The organism is Bibersteinia trehalosi (assembly GCF_004346205.1).
In the GTDB taxonomy this organism is placed as follows: domain Bacteria; phylum Pseudomonadota; class Gammaproteobacteria; order Enterobacterales; family Pasteurellaceae; genus Bibersteinia; species Bibersteinia trehalosi.
Genome location: NZ_SMAM01000006.1, coordinates 198216 through 215371, shown reverse-complemented (window position 1 = coordinate 215371; position 17156 = coordinate 198216). Strand labels below are relative to the sequence as shown.

General features: G+C 40.0%; 10 protein-coding genes. 2 read left to right on the top strand and 8 right to left on the bottom strand.

All coding sequences use genetic code 11. The annotated features are described in order from the left end of the window. The first annotated feature begins 207 nt into the window (after positions 1-207). Both EDC51_RS07985 and trhP read left to right on the top strand, forming a co-directional pair. Positions 208-1038 (top strand): DUF5718 family protein, encoded by an 831-nt coding sequence (locus EDC51_RS07985; protein WP_131928627.1) that lies wholly within the window; start codon positions 208-210, stop codon positions 1036-1038. A gap of 93 nt (positions 1039-1131) precedes the next feature. Beyond that, entirely contained in the window at positions 1132-2517 is a 1386-nt protein-coding gene (trhP, locus tag EDC51_RS07980) for a prephenate-dependent tRNA uridine(34) hydroxylase TrhP (protein ID WP_131928626.1), read from the top strand. 82 nt (positions 2518-2599) lie between these two features. Here trhP and EDC51_RS07975 read toward each other — a convergent pair whose 3' ends face one another. The 8 genes from EDC51_RS07975 to lpxC all read right to left on the bottom strand — a co-directional run bounded on the left by EDC51_RS07975 (position 2600) and on the right by lpxC (position 17152). Beyond that, positions 2600-4285 (bottom strand): ABC transporter ATP-binding protein/permease, encoded by a 1686-nt coding sequence (locus EDC51_RS07975; RefSeq protein WP_131928625.1) that lies wholly within the window; start codon positions 4283-4285, stop codon positions 2600-2602. An 8-nt stretch (positions 4286-4293) separates the two neighbouring features. Further along, the gene (locus tag EDC51_RS07970) at positions 4294-7032 is read right to left on the bottom strand and encodes a M16 family metallopeptidase (RefSeq protein WP_131928624.1); all 2739 of its coding nucleotides are present in this window, start codon (positions 7030-7032) and stop codon (positions 4294-4296) included. A gap of 98 nt (positions 7033-7130) precedes the next feature. Continuing rightward, positions 7131-9698 carry a TonB-dependent receptor plug domain-containing protein gene (locus EDC51_RS07965; RefSeq protein ID WP_131928623.1) on the bottom strand — a complete coding sequence of 856 codons (2568 nt, stop codon included), beginning with the start codon at positions 9696-9698 and terminating at the stop codon, positions 7131-7133. A 60-nt stretch (positions 9699-9758) separates the two neighbouring features. Continuing rightward, entirely contained in the window at positions 9759-11048 is a 1290-nt protein-coding gene (locus EDC51_RS07960; RefSeq protein WP_131928622.1) for a HupA family protein, read from the bottom strand. 31 nt (positions 11049-11079) lie between these two features. Further along, positions 11080-12096, bottom strand: a complete 1017-nt coding sequence (locus EDC51_RS07955) for a hypothetical protein (RefSeq protein ID WP_025267262.1) — start codon at positions 12094-12096, stop codon at positions 11080-11082. Between the two features lie 50 nt (positions 12097-12146). Next, positions 12147-13607 carry a porin family protein gene (locus EDC51_RS07950; protein WP_025267263.1) on the bottom strand — a complete coding sequence of 487 codons (1461 nt, stop codon included), beginning with the start codon at positions 13605-13607 and terminating at the stop codon, positions 12147-12149. A 152-nt stretch (positions 13608-13759) separates the two neighbouring features. Beyond that, positions 13760-16030, bottom strand: a complete 2271-nt coding sequence (gene metE / locus EDC51_RS07945) for a 5-methyltetrahydropteroyltriglutamate--homocysteine S-methyltransferase (protein ID WP_131928621.1) — start codon at positions 16028-16030, stop codon at positions 13760-13762. A gap of 201 nt (positions 16031-16231) precedes the next feature. Next, positions 16232-17152, bottom strand: a complete 921-nt coding sequence (gene lpxC / locus EDC51_RS07940; RefSeq protein ID WP_025267265.1) for a UDP-3-O-acyl-N-acetylglucosamine deacetylase — start codon at positions 17150-17152, stop codon at positions 16232-16234. Positions 17153-17156: the final 4 nt, after the last annotated feature.

Genomic DNA, 17156 nt, shown 5'->3' with positions numbered 1-17156 from the left:
ACGCACTGGAAAATTTATCTTTGCAACAGTGCGTCGTTGCGATGGCGTGCATTATAGAGATTTCAAAATCCTTTGCAAGCGCTTTTTTGCAAAAAATTTCAACCCTATTATCATTCGCTTAAATACCCAGCAAATCGCACAAATTATGATAGCTTTTTCACAGACAAGCGGTAAACTCTTCTGTATTTTTTGCAAATGGAGAAAAAAATGAGAATACAGCACATTATCGGCCTAGGCGTAGCCGGCAATTTCGCAGGACATTTAGAACAAGCGGGCGAGGCATCTGACTTTGCTAATGTAAAAACAAGTGAAGCCTCACAACCAAAAGCAATCTTTCCTTTCTATGTTCCAGCTCAACAATTAGATGATTTTCAATTTTTAAGCATTTACCCTCTCTCTACTAATACCATTAACTTTCCTAGTGATGCAGATAATCTGCAGATTGAACCAGAAGTCGCACTGCTTTGCGATATTGCTTACAAAGAAGGAAAAGTCATCTCGCTAAAACCAACCCATTTTGCAGCGTATAACGACTGTTCAATCCGACGTCCGAATGCAAGCAAAATCTGTGAAAAGAAAAATTGGGGAAAGAACTCCAAAGGCCTATCATCTACTTGGATTGCGTTAGATAAATTTGCACAAGGTGGGAATATAGATAACTACCGTATTGCTTGTTTTCATAAACGTGATGGGAAATTATCAGAATATGGCGTTGATAGCCCAACTATTAGTTATAGCTATTTCCACCAAAAATTATTGGATTGGATCATCGACCGAATGAATAATCAACCGGATGAAAATCCTATGAATAATATTGCTGATTTACTAGAAAAAGCCAATTATCCAGACAAAGCAGTGATCAGTATTGGTGCAACTCGTTATACAGAATTTGGCGAGCATAATTTCTTGCAAATTGGCGACACAAGTATCGTTGTCGTCTATAACGCTCAGCAATATAGCCACCAGCAAATTGTTAAGATGGCAGAAAAAGAGCAATTTAATCAAGATATTTCAGCACTCATTCAGCAAGTGAGATAATTCTTGCTCCTAAGGCGTTATTTCTGCAAAATAGCGCCTTTTTTATGCATTCCCTTAGGAAAGCACTGACTTGTCATCAGAAGAGAATAACTTATGTTAAACAAACCCGAACTTTTATCGCCCGCAGGTAGCTTAAAAAATATGCGTTATGCCTTTGCATATGGGGCAGATGCCGTATATGCAGGGCAACCTCGTTATTCATTGCGTGTTCGCAACAATGAATTTAATCACGCTAATCTCAAAATCGGCATTGACGAGGCACACGCACTCGGCAAGAAATTTTATGTAGTCGTGAATATCGCACCACACAATTCTAAGCTCAAAACTTTTATCAAAGATTTGCAAGTCGTGGTGGATATGAAACCCGATGCACTGATTATGTCTGATCCAGGGTTAATTATGCTCGTGCGTGAGCATTTTCCTGAAATGGATATTCACCTTTCGGTGCAAGCCAATGCGGTAAACTGGGCAACCGTAAAATTTTGGAAACAGATGGGGCTGACTCGTGTGATTTTATCTCGTGAGTTGTCTATTGATGAAATTGCGGAAATTCGTACACAAGTGCCGGATATGGAGCTAGAAATTTTCGTACACGGTGCATTGTGTATGGCATATTCGGGGCGTTGCTTGCTTTCAGGATATATCAATAAACGCGATCCAAACCAAGGCACTTGTACCAATGCGTGCCGTTGGGAATATAAAATGGAAGAAGGTACAACAGATGAAGTGGGCAACATTGTGCCAATGGACACGGTGCAAAAATATCAACCAGAAATTGCGATCAAAAATGTTGAACCGACCTTAGGCGAAGGGCAAACGACCGATAAAGTTTTCCTCTATACTGAGCCAAATCGCCCCGATGAGCAAATGACCGCTTTTGAAGATGAACACGGCACCTATTTTATGAACTCCAAAGATTTACGAGCGGTACAACATGTAGAGCAGCTGACTAAAATTGGTGTACATTCACTTAAAATTGAAGGTCGCACCAAATCGTTTTACTACTGTGCAAGAACCGCACAGGTTTACCGTAAAGCGATTGATGATGCCGCAGCTGGCAAGCCTTTTGATGAAAGTTTGATGGATACGCTTGAAAGCCTTGCACATCGTGGTTATACCGAAGGTTTCTTACGCCGCCATACTCACGATGAATATCAAAATTACGACTACGGCTATTCCATTTCCGAGCGCCAACAGTTTGTCGGGGAATTTACAGGTAAACGCAATGCGCAAGGAATGGCAGAAGTGGCAGTGAAAAATAAATTCTTGCTCGGCGACAGCGTGGAAATGATGACACCAAAAGGCAATATCGTCTTTAAAATCGAGCGTATGCAAAATCGCAAAAATGAAAATGTAGAAGCAGCACTTGGTGATGGGCATTTTGTTTTCTTAGATGTGCCAGCTGATGTGGAGCTGGATTTTGCGTTATTAATGCGAAATTTGGAAGGCGTGAATACTCGTAATCCACATAAAGCTTAACAAGCGGTCAATTTTCTCATTTTTTTGCAAAAGAAAGGCATTGGAAACCCAATGCCTTTTGTTTTGCATTTTTTTATGCATTTTAGGCCGCTTGGTTAGTCGATTTAAACTGGGTTAAATCCACTTCTATATCTGCAAAACGCGCTATACCTTGTTGATGAGAGATAAAAATCACCGTACTTTCAGGCAATTCATCTTTCAATAATTGCATTAACTCCCCAGCTGAATGCATATCTAAGCTAGATGTAACTTCATCTAAATAGAGTAAATTTGGCTTGCTGAGCAAAATGCGTGCGAAAGCAATACGCTGCTGTTCTCCCCCCGAGAAAACCGCTGCCCAATTCTGTTCTTGGTCAAGATAGCCTACCCAACGAGTCATTCCTACTTTTTCAAGTACATTATTGAGTTGCTGTTCGGTGTAAATACCACTATCGGGATAGCTTAATACATCAGCCAATGTGCCTCGATTTAAATAGCTACGCTGTGGAATGAGTAATGATTTCTGATTCGGTAAACGGTACTGTCCATCATAATAATCCCAAATACCGCTAAGCACGCGAAGTAGCGTTGATTTGCCCAATCCACTTTGCCCTTTAAGATAAATCCATTTATTTTGCTCAATAGAGAGTGAAATATCATGCAATAAACGGTTATTTTCGGGCGTAAAAATCGCCAGTTTTTCGGTATCAATGGCCTTATCTGTTTCAGCAATCTCCATTTTCACGGCATTCTCTAGCGCATCTATTTCTTGCTTTAATTGGTTTAAACGCACTACTGCTGATGTCCACTTTGGAATAGATGAATAAGCATAAATAAACCAACTAAAGGAATTGAGTACCACTTGGAAAGCGGTACGAATCTGCATTAAGCCCCCAATGGTAACAATTTTTGCTATCAGAAGTGGGATTGAGAGCAAGGTAGGTAATAAAATGGAGAAACGGCTATAGCCAACAGTAAAAAAGCCGAGATTACGTTCTTTATCCATCAGCATACGCCAATTTCGTACAATTTCAGCAAATTCACGTCCAAGTGTCGCCTTTTCTGTTTTCTCACCCTTATACAATGCAATTTGCTCGGCATTATCCTGTTTACGAATCAAACTACTCCGAAAGTTTGCTTCATAAACTTGTTGTTGATAGTTTAAACCGTGTAATTTTCGCCCGATTAAGTGGGTAAGCACCGTACCAACAACAGCATAAATTAAAGCAACCCAAACGAGATACCCCTCAATCACAAAGGTTTCTCCAAAAAGAGTAAATTCAGGTTTTCCTGATAATCGCCACAATACCATCAAGAATGAGAAAAGCTGAATAACGTTAAACAGTAACGAAACCGTGAGTTCAATGCTGTATTCAATAAAAATTCGAATATCCTCAGCGATACGTTGATCGGGGTTATCCATTTTTTTGCGATGAGCCAGCTTATAGAAAATCTGTTTAGAAAGCCATTTATCAATAAACTGCTCGGTCATCGCCTCTCGCCAACGAATAATCAATAATTTGCGTAACCAAGTACGATAAACATTAATGATCACGAAAATGCCGATGTAAATACCGTATTCCATCATCAATGGCACAATTTGATCGGTTTTAAGCTCTGCCAGCACATCATAAAAAACTTTTTGCCAGTCATTAATTCTCACATTGAGATAAGTAATTCCTGAGCCAATTAAAATGACGGTAATAAAAATGAGCCACGCCAGCCAATTCTGTTTTGTTCCCCAAAATGGCTTACATAGCTCCCAAAGCGCTTTAAAAAAATTTCGCATTGCTTTCCTTATTTTTGTTTTTGTGTGGTAATAAACACTTTCAGATTATTTTCATTATAAAGTTTATCAGCCATTTGCTGAATGTTTTTCAGCGTGATTGCTTCTGCTAGCTGTTCCACTTCGCCCAAATAACGAGGTGAATGATACTGTTTATCGCTTAAAATCAAACGATTCAACCAAGCGTGTGGTGATTTTAACCGCTCTTTTTCACTCAGTAAGAATTGAGCTTTTGCCGTTTGTATGTCTTCTTCCTTAATTTGTTTGGCAACCTTTTTCAGAACGTCTTCGGCTAACGCCACCATTTTCTCACTATTTTCCGGTGAAGTGCTAAAGCTTAACTGGCTTTCAATCCGCTGTGAGTTCGGATTTAAGCTACTCTCGAAACGTAAGCTATAAATGCCTAAATGTTCATCTCGTAAAACCAGTTTAAGTTTATTAGCAACGATAGAACGCAATAAAGAGACCAATACCGCATCTTTTCCCTGCCATTGATGTTCGTTAAAAAACCACATTTGAACATTATCTTTTGGCTCAAGATTCATCGAAAAACGCATCATCTCACGCCCTGCGATAGGTAACAAATCTTCCATTTCCAATGCCTGCTGGCGTGGAATTCCAGCAAGATATTGAGAAATTAAGGTCTCCATTTGAGCTTCAGTTAAATCATTCACAAAATAATAGGTAGTCGGTGCATTTTTTATCTTTTGCCAAAGATGGTTAAGCTCATTTTCGGATAAATTTGCCAGCCCTGTTTTATCTGGCAAAATGTCAGTTTGCTCACGCCCAAAACGCAACCTATTGAGTGCTTTTAGCCGCTGATTCTCCATACTCTCTGCTTGTGCGAGATCAATGCTTGCAGCGATCGCTTCTTTTGTTTCATCAACGCCTGCTTTAATTTGTGTTTCTTGCTGATAAGCGTAATAAAGGCGTAATAGATCCGCTAAATGGGCATTATCAACCGTACCACTATAAACTAATTCATCGGCTGTTTGGCTAAGATTTAAATTCACCTTTTTCAAGGCTTTCCAACGATTTAACTGCTCAATTTCCCAATCAAGCGGAGCATTTTGAGCAATTAACTGTACCGCAATTTGGCTTTGCCACTGCCCAAGATTTTTTGCTTTAAAGCCCGCTTGACTGCGAGCCTCAAAGTAGCTTTTTTCTTTGGCAGTGGGTGATTTTAGCCATACCACACGATCACCATTTGAGAGGGTAAAATAGTGTACATTTTCTGCTGAAAAATGCTGTTGGGTGAGAATTTTGCCTTGATACACCACCTTTTCTAACGACATTGGCTCAATCATTTTTTCTGCCGTAGGAGCAGAAATGGGCTGTAAAGCGGTCTGTTTTTGCCAATTTTTTACCAAATCCGCCGTGATTGGCTCAATATGTGTAAGACGTGGTGCTTGATATTGCACAATGCGATCCTGTTGAGCAAACCAGCTTTGAATATGTTGATTTAATGCTTCAATAGTAATTTGATGCAACATTGGCTCAGTTCGTGCGGCAATTTCTGGCTGAGTTAAATAAGGGTAATCCATCAGCACGCTATTGACCATTGCCTGAACCCAACCGCTAAAATCACGATCACTCTTATGCGTTTTCGCTCGCTCAATTTGTGCTTGAATTTTCTCTTTTTGTAGATCTAATTCTGCTTGTGTGATCGGAAAACGTCTCAAGCGTTCAATTTCCATAAAAATTTGTTGCAAACCTTGCTGATGCGACTGTTCATCGACACCTGCAAACAGAGCTAATGCAACACTATTTTGCCCAATATCTGATTTGCGTAACACCATACTTCGAATGCCATTCGGCAAATTTTCCTGCTCATTGCGCAAGCGCTGAGCAACAGTGGCAACAGCTAAGCGGTCGAGTAAGCGGGCATAACGTCCTTCATCCGTTTGTTGGCGTAGCCGACTTTCGTCAAAGCGTAAAATATAGGCAATTTGGCTCACACCGCTCTGTTCATCTTGAATTTGCACTGTGCGTAATGCGTTGCTTAACTTGGGGTCTAAATAATCCCGTTTTGCTACTGCTCGATTCGGAATTGCCTCAAAATACTGCTTAATTAACTTTTTCGCCTCTTCTACATGAGTATCTCCCACAATCAACAGCTGCATATTATTCGGGGCGTACCACGCTCGATAAAATTGTTGCAGCTGCTGGGCGGGCATTGTTTGAATACTTTCTTGCGTGCCAATAACAGGGTGGCGAGTATAACGAGAATCCATTCGCACGACATTGGTTCTAGCACGATTCATTCGCTGTCCAATGCCTTGCCCTGCACGCCACTCTTCTAAAATGACTTTACGTTCATCATCAAGATCCTGCTGGCTCATCGTCGCAAAAAAGAGCATTTGAGATAGCACGTCTAAACTCTGATTTAAATCCGATGCTTTCGGCGGTGTAAGCATATAGGTTGTACTGTCATTACTCGTTACCGCATTATAGTTCCGCCCCCGAACCCATTTTTGTTCGTGTAAATAGGGCATTAAGCCATGGGGATATTTTTGTGTTCCACGAAAAACCAAATGCTCTACCATATGTGCCACACCCGCCTGCTCGTCCGTTTCATCGACCGATCCTGCATAGACTTTCATTCGAATTTCAATTCGCCCTTTATCTTCGTGCAACGGCAAAATGGTGTAACGTAAACCGTTTTCTAGCTTTCCTTGCACTGGCTGGCTAACTTCTGCTTGTGCTAGGTTTATGAAAAAAAGGCAAAAAATTGCCCAAAATTTTTGCATTATTTTTCCTATCAATATCAAATAACTCTTTTTCTTAAATGCAAGCGGTCGAATTTTGCAATTTTTTTGCAAAACTCGACCGCTTGTAATCATCTATATTACCAGTTGTAGCTTGCACCCAAGTAGTAATTACGTCCCATTTTATAGACGGTATTCCCCCCTGCCGATTTTGCTACCGCACGACGGTTTAAGACATTATTAATATCCACATCTAATTGGATATATTGTCCTTTGATAGTCGGTTGTTGATAAGAGAATTTCCAATCCCATAATAGGTGGCTACCTTCATAGGCATCTTTGTAGACTTGTACCTGCCCAACATAATCCCCACAAGCTTCTCGGTAAGCAGCGATAGTTGATGAGCCATTACATTGAATACCACTGCCATTCTCTGTATAGATATATTTACGCCCAGCAACAAAGCGAATACTTTGTCCCCAAGTTAAACGAATCTTCGGAAATTCTGTGGTTATCGTCGCATTTACTGTCCATGGGTTAGCAAAATCATTTGGTTTTGCCCCGCCCAATGCCGGCACTAACCGATCATTGTAGATCATATATTCATAAGTCGAATCATCCGTCTCGGTATAGTTGTAATTTCTTTTACTACGTTGATAACTAAAACCAATCGTATATTTTAACTTCGCCATGCCAAAATCATGTTCGCTATTTTTAGGTTTCACTTCTACAGAATAGCTATCACTCTTCGACCAACCGCTGTTATTGTAAACACGAATACTTTGTCCCGCATCATTCACATCATAGCCAGAACGGAAGCTCTTACGGCTGTTACGATGTACCCATTTCAGCGTCCACAAGCTACCAAAGATATCTTGAGCAATCCCGCCAACAATTTCATCGGAATAGGGATTTTTTAGTTTGGATACATCATAACGACTGATATAGCTATACTTGGCATTACCCCATTCACTCAATGTACCATCTTCATTCAATGTTCGGCTAACACGCAGAGTATCACTCGCTCCTTGACGCAATTTATTCGTGAGCATTGAATTTGCATAATAGCGATTTAACCCTGTAAATAGACGAGTTTTTTCATCACCAAATACATCATAAGAAGCTGATAATCGATGAGCGAAATTTAATTTCCCTAAGAATTGGTTATAATCTGTACGCAGTCCTGCAATCAACTCCAAATTTTTCCAATTCATTCGATCTTCAATAAAAAACGCATAGGCATCATCTCGCACTTTTTTATGGCGAGCTTCAAAGATCTGATCATTATAAGCATATTGGCTATAGTCAATACACTGCTCCGCACCATTACAAATGACATTATTGGCATATTTATAATAGTAACTATGGGTATCATTATCACGCTTATTTTCTGCCTGAGTAATTTTGACTTCCCAGCCTATTTTCAGATGATGCGAGATTGCTCCCGTATCAAATTCGTTCAACTCAACTTTCTGTTTTAAAAGATAGTCTGTGGTGGTTGAGGTGTTTTTACCATAGCCACCAAACATTGCAAAGCCTGATTGACTCATCCAATCCAAATAATCTGCCGCCATATAACGGTAAAAGTGATCTTCTTCGTGCTCAATCCGATTACCCGAATGTTTATAACCTGCTTTGGTTTTCATTTTGAATTTTTCAAAGTTTTTTTCCCATTCCAAATCAAATTGGAAACCACCACCAACATTGGTATAAGCACCATTAACGACATTTTGTTTATAGTATTTCGATTTATTTGGTGCATAAGTAATAGCTGCTCGCCACAAATCGCCATTGTCTGGTAAATAGATCCCATTGAGCATAAAGTTCTCATTACTTCTGCGTTGAATATTCGCAAAAGTGCCTGTCCCAGATAACTGACGATTCATATCGTAAGTTTGCAAAGTCGGATGATAATACTGAATATCAGATGCTATGCGACTATAACTAAAACGAATGGCAGCCTTATCACTTAATGGCTGATTAAGCATTAAATCGAAACTTTGCTTGGTAAATTTAGGCTGCATATTTAATGCTGTCGCCGCTTCAAAACGCTTATTATCATCAACATGCATTTTGGCTAATCGCTCACTTGTTACACGATAGCCCACCATGCCTGCATGTTTTTCAAGATCGGGATCTTTCAAAATTACATCGATCACCCCACCCGTAAAACGCCCATGTTCTGCCGAAATGTTACTGTCAAAAACCTCAATACTTTTAACTAATTTACTGTTAATCCAGAATGATTGTGTGCCACCAGCTGGTAAATCATAGGCATTTCGTCCAGCAGGTGCTGTATCAGCATAACGGGAGCTGGCTGCGGCTGGATTAATATTGTCATTATTTGACATGCCATTTACGATGAAATTATTGTTGTAATACTGTTCACCGTGGAATGACACTTCATTTGGTTTAATTTCCCCCCCACTGGTTGAATTATCCCCAGCACTAGAAAAACGTACATTGACATTATTTTTCAACAAATCTGTAATGTTGCCGTTTGTTGAAGGCATTGCGGCAATATCTTTTTCGGTTAATCGCTGTGTACCAATTTGCTGGCTAAATGAGCTCTCTTTAACCAGCACTTCATCAAGAACCAAAACATCATCAGTGAAATCTTCTGTCTCGCTCTGTATTTCTTCTGCCCACGCCATCATTGATGGTAGCATTAATGTGGAAACAAAAAGTGCAATTTTTGTTTTCTGCATAACCTTACTTCCCTAATCCTATAAAAGTGGGAGAGCTCTCCCATATGCCCATCTATTCCATTACTCAGCACTATCTTTGGTTGCACTAAATGCACCTTGCACATAATTTGTTTCAAGCGAGTTTGTTTGGAATGTTCCCACTACTTCTTGACCTTCATGCCCCGCAAATGCACCTTTATAAGTTCCCTCTAACGGAGTCCCTGTCTTGAGCATTTTTTCATTAATAGCGGCATCACCTTCAAACACGACACCACTGTTGCTGACTAAGACATCTGCCGCCTTTAGTTCAACCGTACGGTAATGATTCTCTTCTTTCGCACTGGTTTTATTCCAAATTTCGCCACTAATTTGCCCATTTTGATCCACATTTAAAGTAACGACATTCAATTTTCCTGCCGTAGCAGCAATGTTTTCGCCCACAAGAGAAGAGCCACTTAAACCCGCGCTTTGAGAATAGGTTGCTAAACCACGATAAGTTGCCCCCAATACTTGAGCTTTATCAATCGTTGGCGTTTTAACCACAGCGATAAAAGAATTTTTCGGCGTGTTCACTCCACTATCTGCATCATAGGCTTCACGCACAACAGCATAAGCAGAATATTCATTCTCTTTTGTAAATAAAATCGTACCCGCTGCGGTATTTGATAATCTTAAACACCCCGCAACAGCTGCACCAGTCACAGGGCTTGCTGCAGAACCGCAACTCGCTGTGCCGTTTGCAATCACTTCTGCTAATTCTGCTTTTTTTACTTCGTCGTTCAGATATGCGTAAGTATAAGAGGTGCTATCTGCTGCAAAACCACCAGCTGTCAAATCTGAAGCAATTTTATCGCCAGCAACTTTCTCTTTTGCAACATAGCTGGCTAATTGACTTTCTGTTGCAGCAAGCTCACTATTGGCTTTTTCTAGTGCGGAATTCGCACTCACAAGCTCGGTTTCTGCTTGAGCAGCTTTCTGCTCTGCCGCTGCAAGTGCTGCTTTAAGCGCCTCAACTTCTGTAGAATCGGAACTGCTCGCAAGCCGTGCTTTTAAATTCTCAATCTCTTGCTGTGCGGCTGTCAGCTGGGTTTGTGCCACCGCTGCTGTAGATTTTGCCGTTTCTGCCTCAATTTGTACCGCTTGTAATGTGTTTTCTACGGTTGTTTGAGCCTCTTTGGCTTCAGCTGCTGCGGTTTCAGCCGTAGCTAACGCACGTTGAGCATCTGCCAATTGCTGTTTTACGATAGATAGCTCTGCCGCTGATGTATTCGGTGTCGTGTTCACAATAGTCTCTTTATGTCGAGAGCCACAAGCCGCAACACCTAAAGAAAGTAGCAGAGCAATAGCAGTATTCGTGACAGTTTTTTTCATTTTTTATTTTCCTTATATGTTAAATAAATCGTTATTTTGTCCCTGCAAATGCACCTTGAAGCACGCCTGAAGTAGTCTGATTCTTAGTATGAATAGTGCCGATCACACCTTCTGCATTTTCACCAACAAACCAACCCTGATAAACACCTTCTACATCAGCCAAATCAGCATATGCTGTTTTATTAAAGGTTGTTGTACCATTAAACCCAACTAATCCGTTAGTCACATTAATATCGCCACTGTTGAGCGTAACACGGACAGATTCTTTACCTGTATTTGCTATCGTATAAATTTTGCCACTTACTGTGTCATTGCTTGCTGTCATTTCAAACTCCATCGTATTGATAGCAGCACTATTGTTATAAGAAAGTGAAGCTTTCCCCGTATAAGTCGCATTAACCACGGCTGACTTTTCCGTGGTTGGGACAGATAATAACGTGATATAGCTATTGGTTGGATTTTCACGGCTAGTATAAGCTTCACGAATAACCGCATAGCCAGCCAGTGTTTGAGCTGCGTTATCTTTTAGCGTATAAACAGCGAGAATATCACCTTCTTGAGCATTCGCTACGGCACATTTTGAACCAGAAGCAGCTGAATTTGAGCAACTGCCAGTAGCAACATTCTCCATTTTGTTGATTGAGGCAAAAAGTTCATCCTGTGCACTTAAAGAAGTTAAGTATTTCTCTGCCTGACTACCCATTACGCCAACCCCACCAATCGCAATTAATTCCGATTCATCGTCTTCATTGTCGATATTATCTACAACATTTTCCGTAGTTGTATGGCTGGGCTCATCTGTAGTCGTATCTTTCGAGCTGCCCTCTGTTGATGAACTCTCCGTTGTACTTTCCGCACGCTCTTCTACTAATGTATTATCTTCACTCGTTTCGGTATCCGAATTCTCATTAGTGTTTGTATTTGTTGCACTACTCGTTGCTCGAATAACAGGATCACCTTGACTACCACTGCCAGCATTCACAGAACATGCCGATACACCTAATGCGATTAAGAGTGCCATTGCACCATTGACAAACTGTCTTTTCATAAAACCTCTCAAGATAAAATTTTGGTAAAAATATTGGAAAAATCGACCGCTTAAAAACTTTTTTCGATTAATAGATTTAAACTACGGTCGGTATAATTGTATAAACTTGGAAATGTGCTACGTTGTTTTTTCCAGCGAAATTGCAATTTCGGCACAATCTCAAAAACAGGCAATGCCCAATCTTTTTTCCATACCGTAGCATTGACTTGATAAATACGGTCGATACGGGGACGAGAAAAACGGAAACCTCGTCCTAAAATCAGATTATCTTTATAATGACGTTCGCTAAAACTGTAGTTAAGTCGGCTGACAATCTGTTTTCCCCATTCTTCTGTCCAACCTAGACGAACTGTTTTTAAATCGTAGCTATAATTGCGTAACGCAGTATTTTCTCGATAGAAATCACTTCCTACTGAAAAATGACGTAGTTGCGTAGGAAACCAATGTAAAGCAAGAGAGACAAATTTACCGTTCCCGTTTAAATCACGATGATCATAGTAACGAGATTTTCCATATTCTGTAGATAGTGCTAATTGCAATTTAGGCGTCAGCCACTGATTAAAGCTGATTCTTGCTCCAGTGATATTTTTATAACGATGATTGGCATACCAGTGACGTTCATAGAAAGGCAAAAAACTCAAACGCTTTGTTGCCCATTTATGAATATACCCAAAATAAGTACGAGATGTCATTTCATCGTAGTCGTGATTATCCCAATAACTCACTCCACTCAAGTAACTTTGAAAGTGGAGATAATGCGCTTTATAGAAATTAAAATCTTTCTCTGCTGCAACATAGTAATTTATACCGTGTGCCGTTTGCGGCAGCATTGAGCTATTTTTCACAAACCCTGTATTCTCAATTTGGCTTGCACTTGACGCATTGTTTACATTACGTTCACGCACATAATTTGCTGCCGCTGAGAATTTCCAACGATCTCGATACTTAACTGCCTGCTGATAATGTCGAATTAAAGCGGCTAAATCTGGTGGTAAATCAGGACTTGACAAAATTTTCTGAAATTCAGTTTGTGCCTCTTTATGTCGAAGAGTAGACATTAAACCTTGGGCGTATTGAATTCGAATAGGCGTAAAATCAGGATATTTGGCAAGAATTTGCTGATAACGAGACATTGCCTGTTGATGATCGCCATTTCTTTCTGCAATTCTTGTTTCTGCTCGTGCGATCAATAACTGATCGGGATGTGCAAAGGAGCGGTACACATCTAATACCAATTGAATTGTTTGAGCGCTCCCTTTAGGTAATAGGTAATTTAAAACCTTTTCTGTCAATGCTTGATCTTGCTTTAATTTTTGCAAATGCGCATCCAATTCAATATTTTGCGCCGGTTCCACTGAACGTCTTTCAATTAAAACAGTTTCAGGCAATTTAATATCAGACAAAACAGGATTTGTTTCAGGAACAGAAAAAGAGGCAGAAAAACTTTCCGCAGCGATAGGAAAAGGGATAAAAAATAGTACAGAAAAAAAATAGTTCTTATGAAAAGCCATAGCAAAAATCAAGCAGCTAAATCGTTACAGCAAAATTTTTTGATATTCTACTGACTTTTTAGTAGTAATCAAGAATTATTCTCAAAATATTCACCAACTATTTATTGCCCCATAAAAAAGCGGGCTTTTGCCCGCTTACTGTTTACTTCGTTTTATACTAATTCTTCCCGTAATTTTTTCGTGACTTGCATCATTACTTCAAGCTGTTCAATCGTCTCTTTCCATCCACGGGTTTTTAAGCCACAATCTGGATTCACCCATAAACGCTCTTTCGGCACGACTTTTAATGCTTTACGCAGTAAATGTTCAATTTCTGCCGCAGTCGGCACTCGCGGTGAGTGAATGTCATAAACTCCCGGTCCAATATCGTTCGGATATTTAAAGTCGGCAAAGGCGGTTAAAAGCTCCATATCTGAACGAGACGTTTCAATGGTAATCACGTCTGCATCAAGCCCTGCAATGGCTGGCAAAATATCGTTGAACTCCGAATAACACATGTGAGTATGAATCTGCGTATCATCCTGTACGCCCATATAGCTTAAACGGAATGCTTCGCCTGCCCATTGCAAATAATTGTCCCAATCTGACCGCTTGAGTGGCAAACCTTCACGAATCGCAGGCTCATCTATTTGAATCACTTTAATGCCTGCTTTTTCTAAATCTAATACTTCATCAGAAAGTGCTACGCCAATCTGCTTACATACGATAGCACGCGGAATATCGTTACGCACAAATGACCATTGTAAAATCGTTACAGGTCCGGTGAGCATGCCTTTTACAACTTTATTTGTTAAGCTTTGAGCATATTGAGACCAACGTACGGTCATCGGCTCTGGGCGTACCACATCACCATAAATCACAGGCGGTTTCACGCAACGAGATCCATAACTTTGCACCCAGCCAAATTTAGTGAAAGCAAAGCCATCTAGCAATTCACCAAAGTATTCCACCATATCGTTACGTTCGGCTTCACCATGAACCAATACATCAAGATCTAATTCTTCTTGGCGACGTATCACATATTCAATCTCTTTTCTCATTGCGCCTTCATAATCTTCAAGACTTAACTCCCCTTTTTTGAAACGAGCTCGAGCGTGGCGGATTTCAGCAGTTTGTGGGAATGAACCGATGTTAGTTGTTGGTAATAGCGGCAAATTTAACCACGCATTTTGTTTTACAATACGTTCGCTAAACGGCGATTTTCGTTGATCAGCATCTTTTGGCAAATTGGCTAAACGTTCCGCAACTTCAGGACGATGAATCTCTGTTGAATTTGCTCGTGTATCTGCTGCGGCTTGGCTTTCATCAAGCGCCGATTGAACCACATCTCGACCATGATTTAATGCCTGTTTCAACACATTGAGCTCGTCCACTTTTTGCAAGGTAAAAGAGAGCCATTGATAAAGATTCGGTTTTTTCTCTTTTAACTGGGTTTCAACGCTCAGATCGAAAGGTGAATGCAACAAGGAACAACTTGGCGCAATCCATAAACGTTCACCTAGCTTCGCTTTTAATGGTTCAAGCAATGCTAGCTGCTTATTTAAGTCTGCCCGCCAAATATTACGTCCATCGATCACACCAACAGAAAGCACATTACGATAATCACTAAATGCAGCCAGCTGTTCTGGCGCACGGATTAAATCAAGATGTAGACCATCAACAGGCAGTGATTTTAATAATTCAGCATGTTCCGCAACGGAACCAAAATAAGTTGCAAGTAAAATTTTGGCAGAGACTTGGCTTAATTCAGCATAAACCGTTTTGTATGCGGCAATCCATTCGTTTGGTAAATCCAAAGCTAATGCTGGCTCATCAATTTGAATCCACTCTACCCCTTCTGCAGCACAAGCGGTCAAAATTTCACGATAAACTGCAACAAGACGGTCTAATAATTCAAGGCGATTGAATGTCTCACCTTTCTCTTTGCCTAGCCACAAGAAAGTAAGGGGCCCAACAATCACTGGTTTTGGATTGTGTCCACTCACTTTGGCTTCACGAATTTGGTTTACATAATGGGCTGGATTGGCTTTAAACGTCGTATTTTTATGAAATTCTGGCACAAGATAATGGTAGTTGGTATCAAACCATTTGGTCATCTCAATCGCAAATTGCGTTTTATTACCACGAGCAAGCTCAAAATACTGTGCAAGCGTTAAATTTTGGCTATCAAACCCGAAACGGGCAGGAATTGCTCCTGTGGCAACTTGTAGATCTAAAATATGGTCGTAGAAAGTAAAATCACCTACTGCAACAAAATCCACATTACTGCTCGTTTGATGCTGCCAGTTCTTCTCTTTCAAAGCTTTCGCTAAGTCTAATAAGTCTTGCTCAGCAATTTCACCACGCCAATAGCGTTCTTCAGCAAATTTTAGTTCACGTTTTGCACCGACACGAGGGAAACCTAGAATATGAGAAATTGTCATGTTGTACTCCTGCTTTAAATTTAAAATCTAATTTTAGACGTCTATATGTCTAAATAACTTGATTCCATATTCCAAGATTTCTCAACATTATGCAAATTCATAATTTTCAAAATAAACATGAATTTATTTCACACACATAAAAAACCGAAAAAAAAGCTGAATACAGTTCAATGTATTCAGCCTTAATTTAATACCTTTTAATTAAATAAAGATTTGTTCACTAACTTGGTAACCTTGAGGTACCTGCTCTTTATCTTCAAAGGTGACAAATTCCCATGCGTTTTCGTTAGCTAATACCGCTCTTAGTAATTTATTATTCAGACCATGTCCAGACTTATACGCTTTGAAATCACCGAGAATGTTATAACCACACATATAGAGATCACCAATAGCGTCCAGCATTTTATGCTTAACAAGTTCATCCTTAAAGCGTAAGCCTTCTTCATTTAAGATGCGATATTCGTCTAATACAATCGCATTATCCAAACTACCACCTAATGCTAAGCCTATTGATTGGAGATATTCGACATCTCGCATAAAGGTAAAAGTTCTAGCTCGACTCAAATTTTGAATAAAATTCTGGGCAGAGAATTCCATTTTATAATTACGTACTTCACTTGTAATCATTGGATGCGTAAAGTCAATGGTAAAATCAAGTTTTAAACCTTTTGAATATGGCTTAAACTCTGCCCATTTATCCCCTTCTTCTACTCGTACATTTTCTTTAATACGAATAAATTTCTTCGGTGCATTTTGCTCTTCAATACCTGCATCTAAGAGTAAATAGATAAATGGGCTTGCACTACCGTCCATAATCGGAATTTCGGGTGCATCAACTTCAACAATCACATTATCTAAGCCAAGTGCAGACATTGCTGCATTCAGATGCTCAACCGTAGAAATACGCACACCCTCATCATTAATCATACACGTGCAAAGTGTTGTATCTCGAATTGCATCAGCACTTGCGGGAAAGTAAACGACAGGATCTAAATCTGTACGTGCATAAATAATCCCTGTGTTAGCCGGTGCTGGACGCAGAGTTAAAGTCACTTTTTTCCCGCTGTGCAAACCAATACCTGTCACTTTGGCTGCCTGTTTTAGCGTTCTTTGCTTAATCATATCG

Bases quoted from the DNA above. Each gene is read 5' to 3' on its own strand.
- EDC51_RS07965 (WP_131928623.1), bottom strand. From the start codon at position 9,698: ATGCAGAAAACAAAAATTGCACTTTTTGTTTCCACATTAATGCTACCA.
- EDC51_RS07955 (WP_025267262.1), bottom strand. From the start codon at position 12,096: ATGAAAAGACAGTTTGTCAATGGTGCAATGGCACTCTTAATCGCATTA.
- EDC51_RS07960 (WP_131928622.1), bottom strand. From the start codon at position 11,048: ATGAAAAAAACTGTCACGAATACTGCTATTGCTCTGCTACTTTCTTTA.
- EDC51_RS07975 (WP_131928625.1), bottom strand. From the start codon at position 4,285: ATGCGAAATTTTTTTAAAGCGCTTTGGGAGCTATGTAAGCCATTTTGG.
- EDC51_RS07950 (WP_025267263.1), bottom strand. From the start codon at position 13,607: ATGGCTTTTCATAAGAACTATTTTTTTTCTGTACTATTTTTTATCCCT.
- EDC51_RS07970 (WP_131928624.1), bottom strand. From the start codon at position 7,032: ATGCAAAAATTTTGGGCAATTTTTTGCCTTTTTTTCATAAACCTAGCA.
- trhP (WP_131928626.1), top strand. From the start codon at position 1,132: ATGTTAAACAAACCCGAACTTTTATCGCCCGCAGGTAGCTTAAAAAAT.
- metE (WP_131928621.1), bottom strand. From the start codon at position 16,030: ATGACAATTTCTCATATTCTAGGTTTCCCTCGTGTCGGTGCAAAACGT.
- EDC51_RS07985 (WP_131928627.1), top strand. From the start codon at position 208: ATGAGAATACAGCACATTATCGGCCTAGGCGTAGCCGGCAATTTCGCA.
- lpxC (WP_025267265.1), bottom strand. From the start codon at position 17,152: ATGATTAAGCAAAGAACGCTAAAACAGGCAGCCAAAGTGACAGGTATT.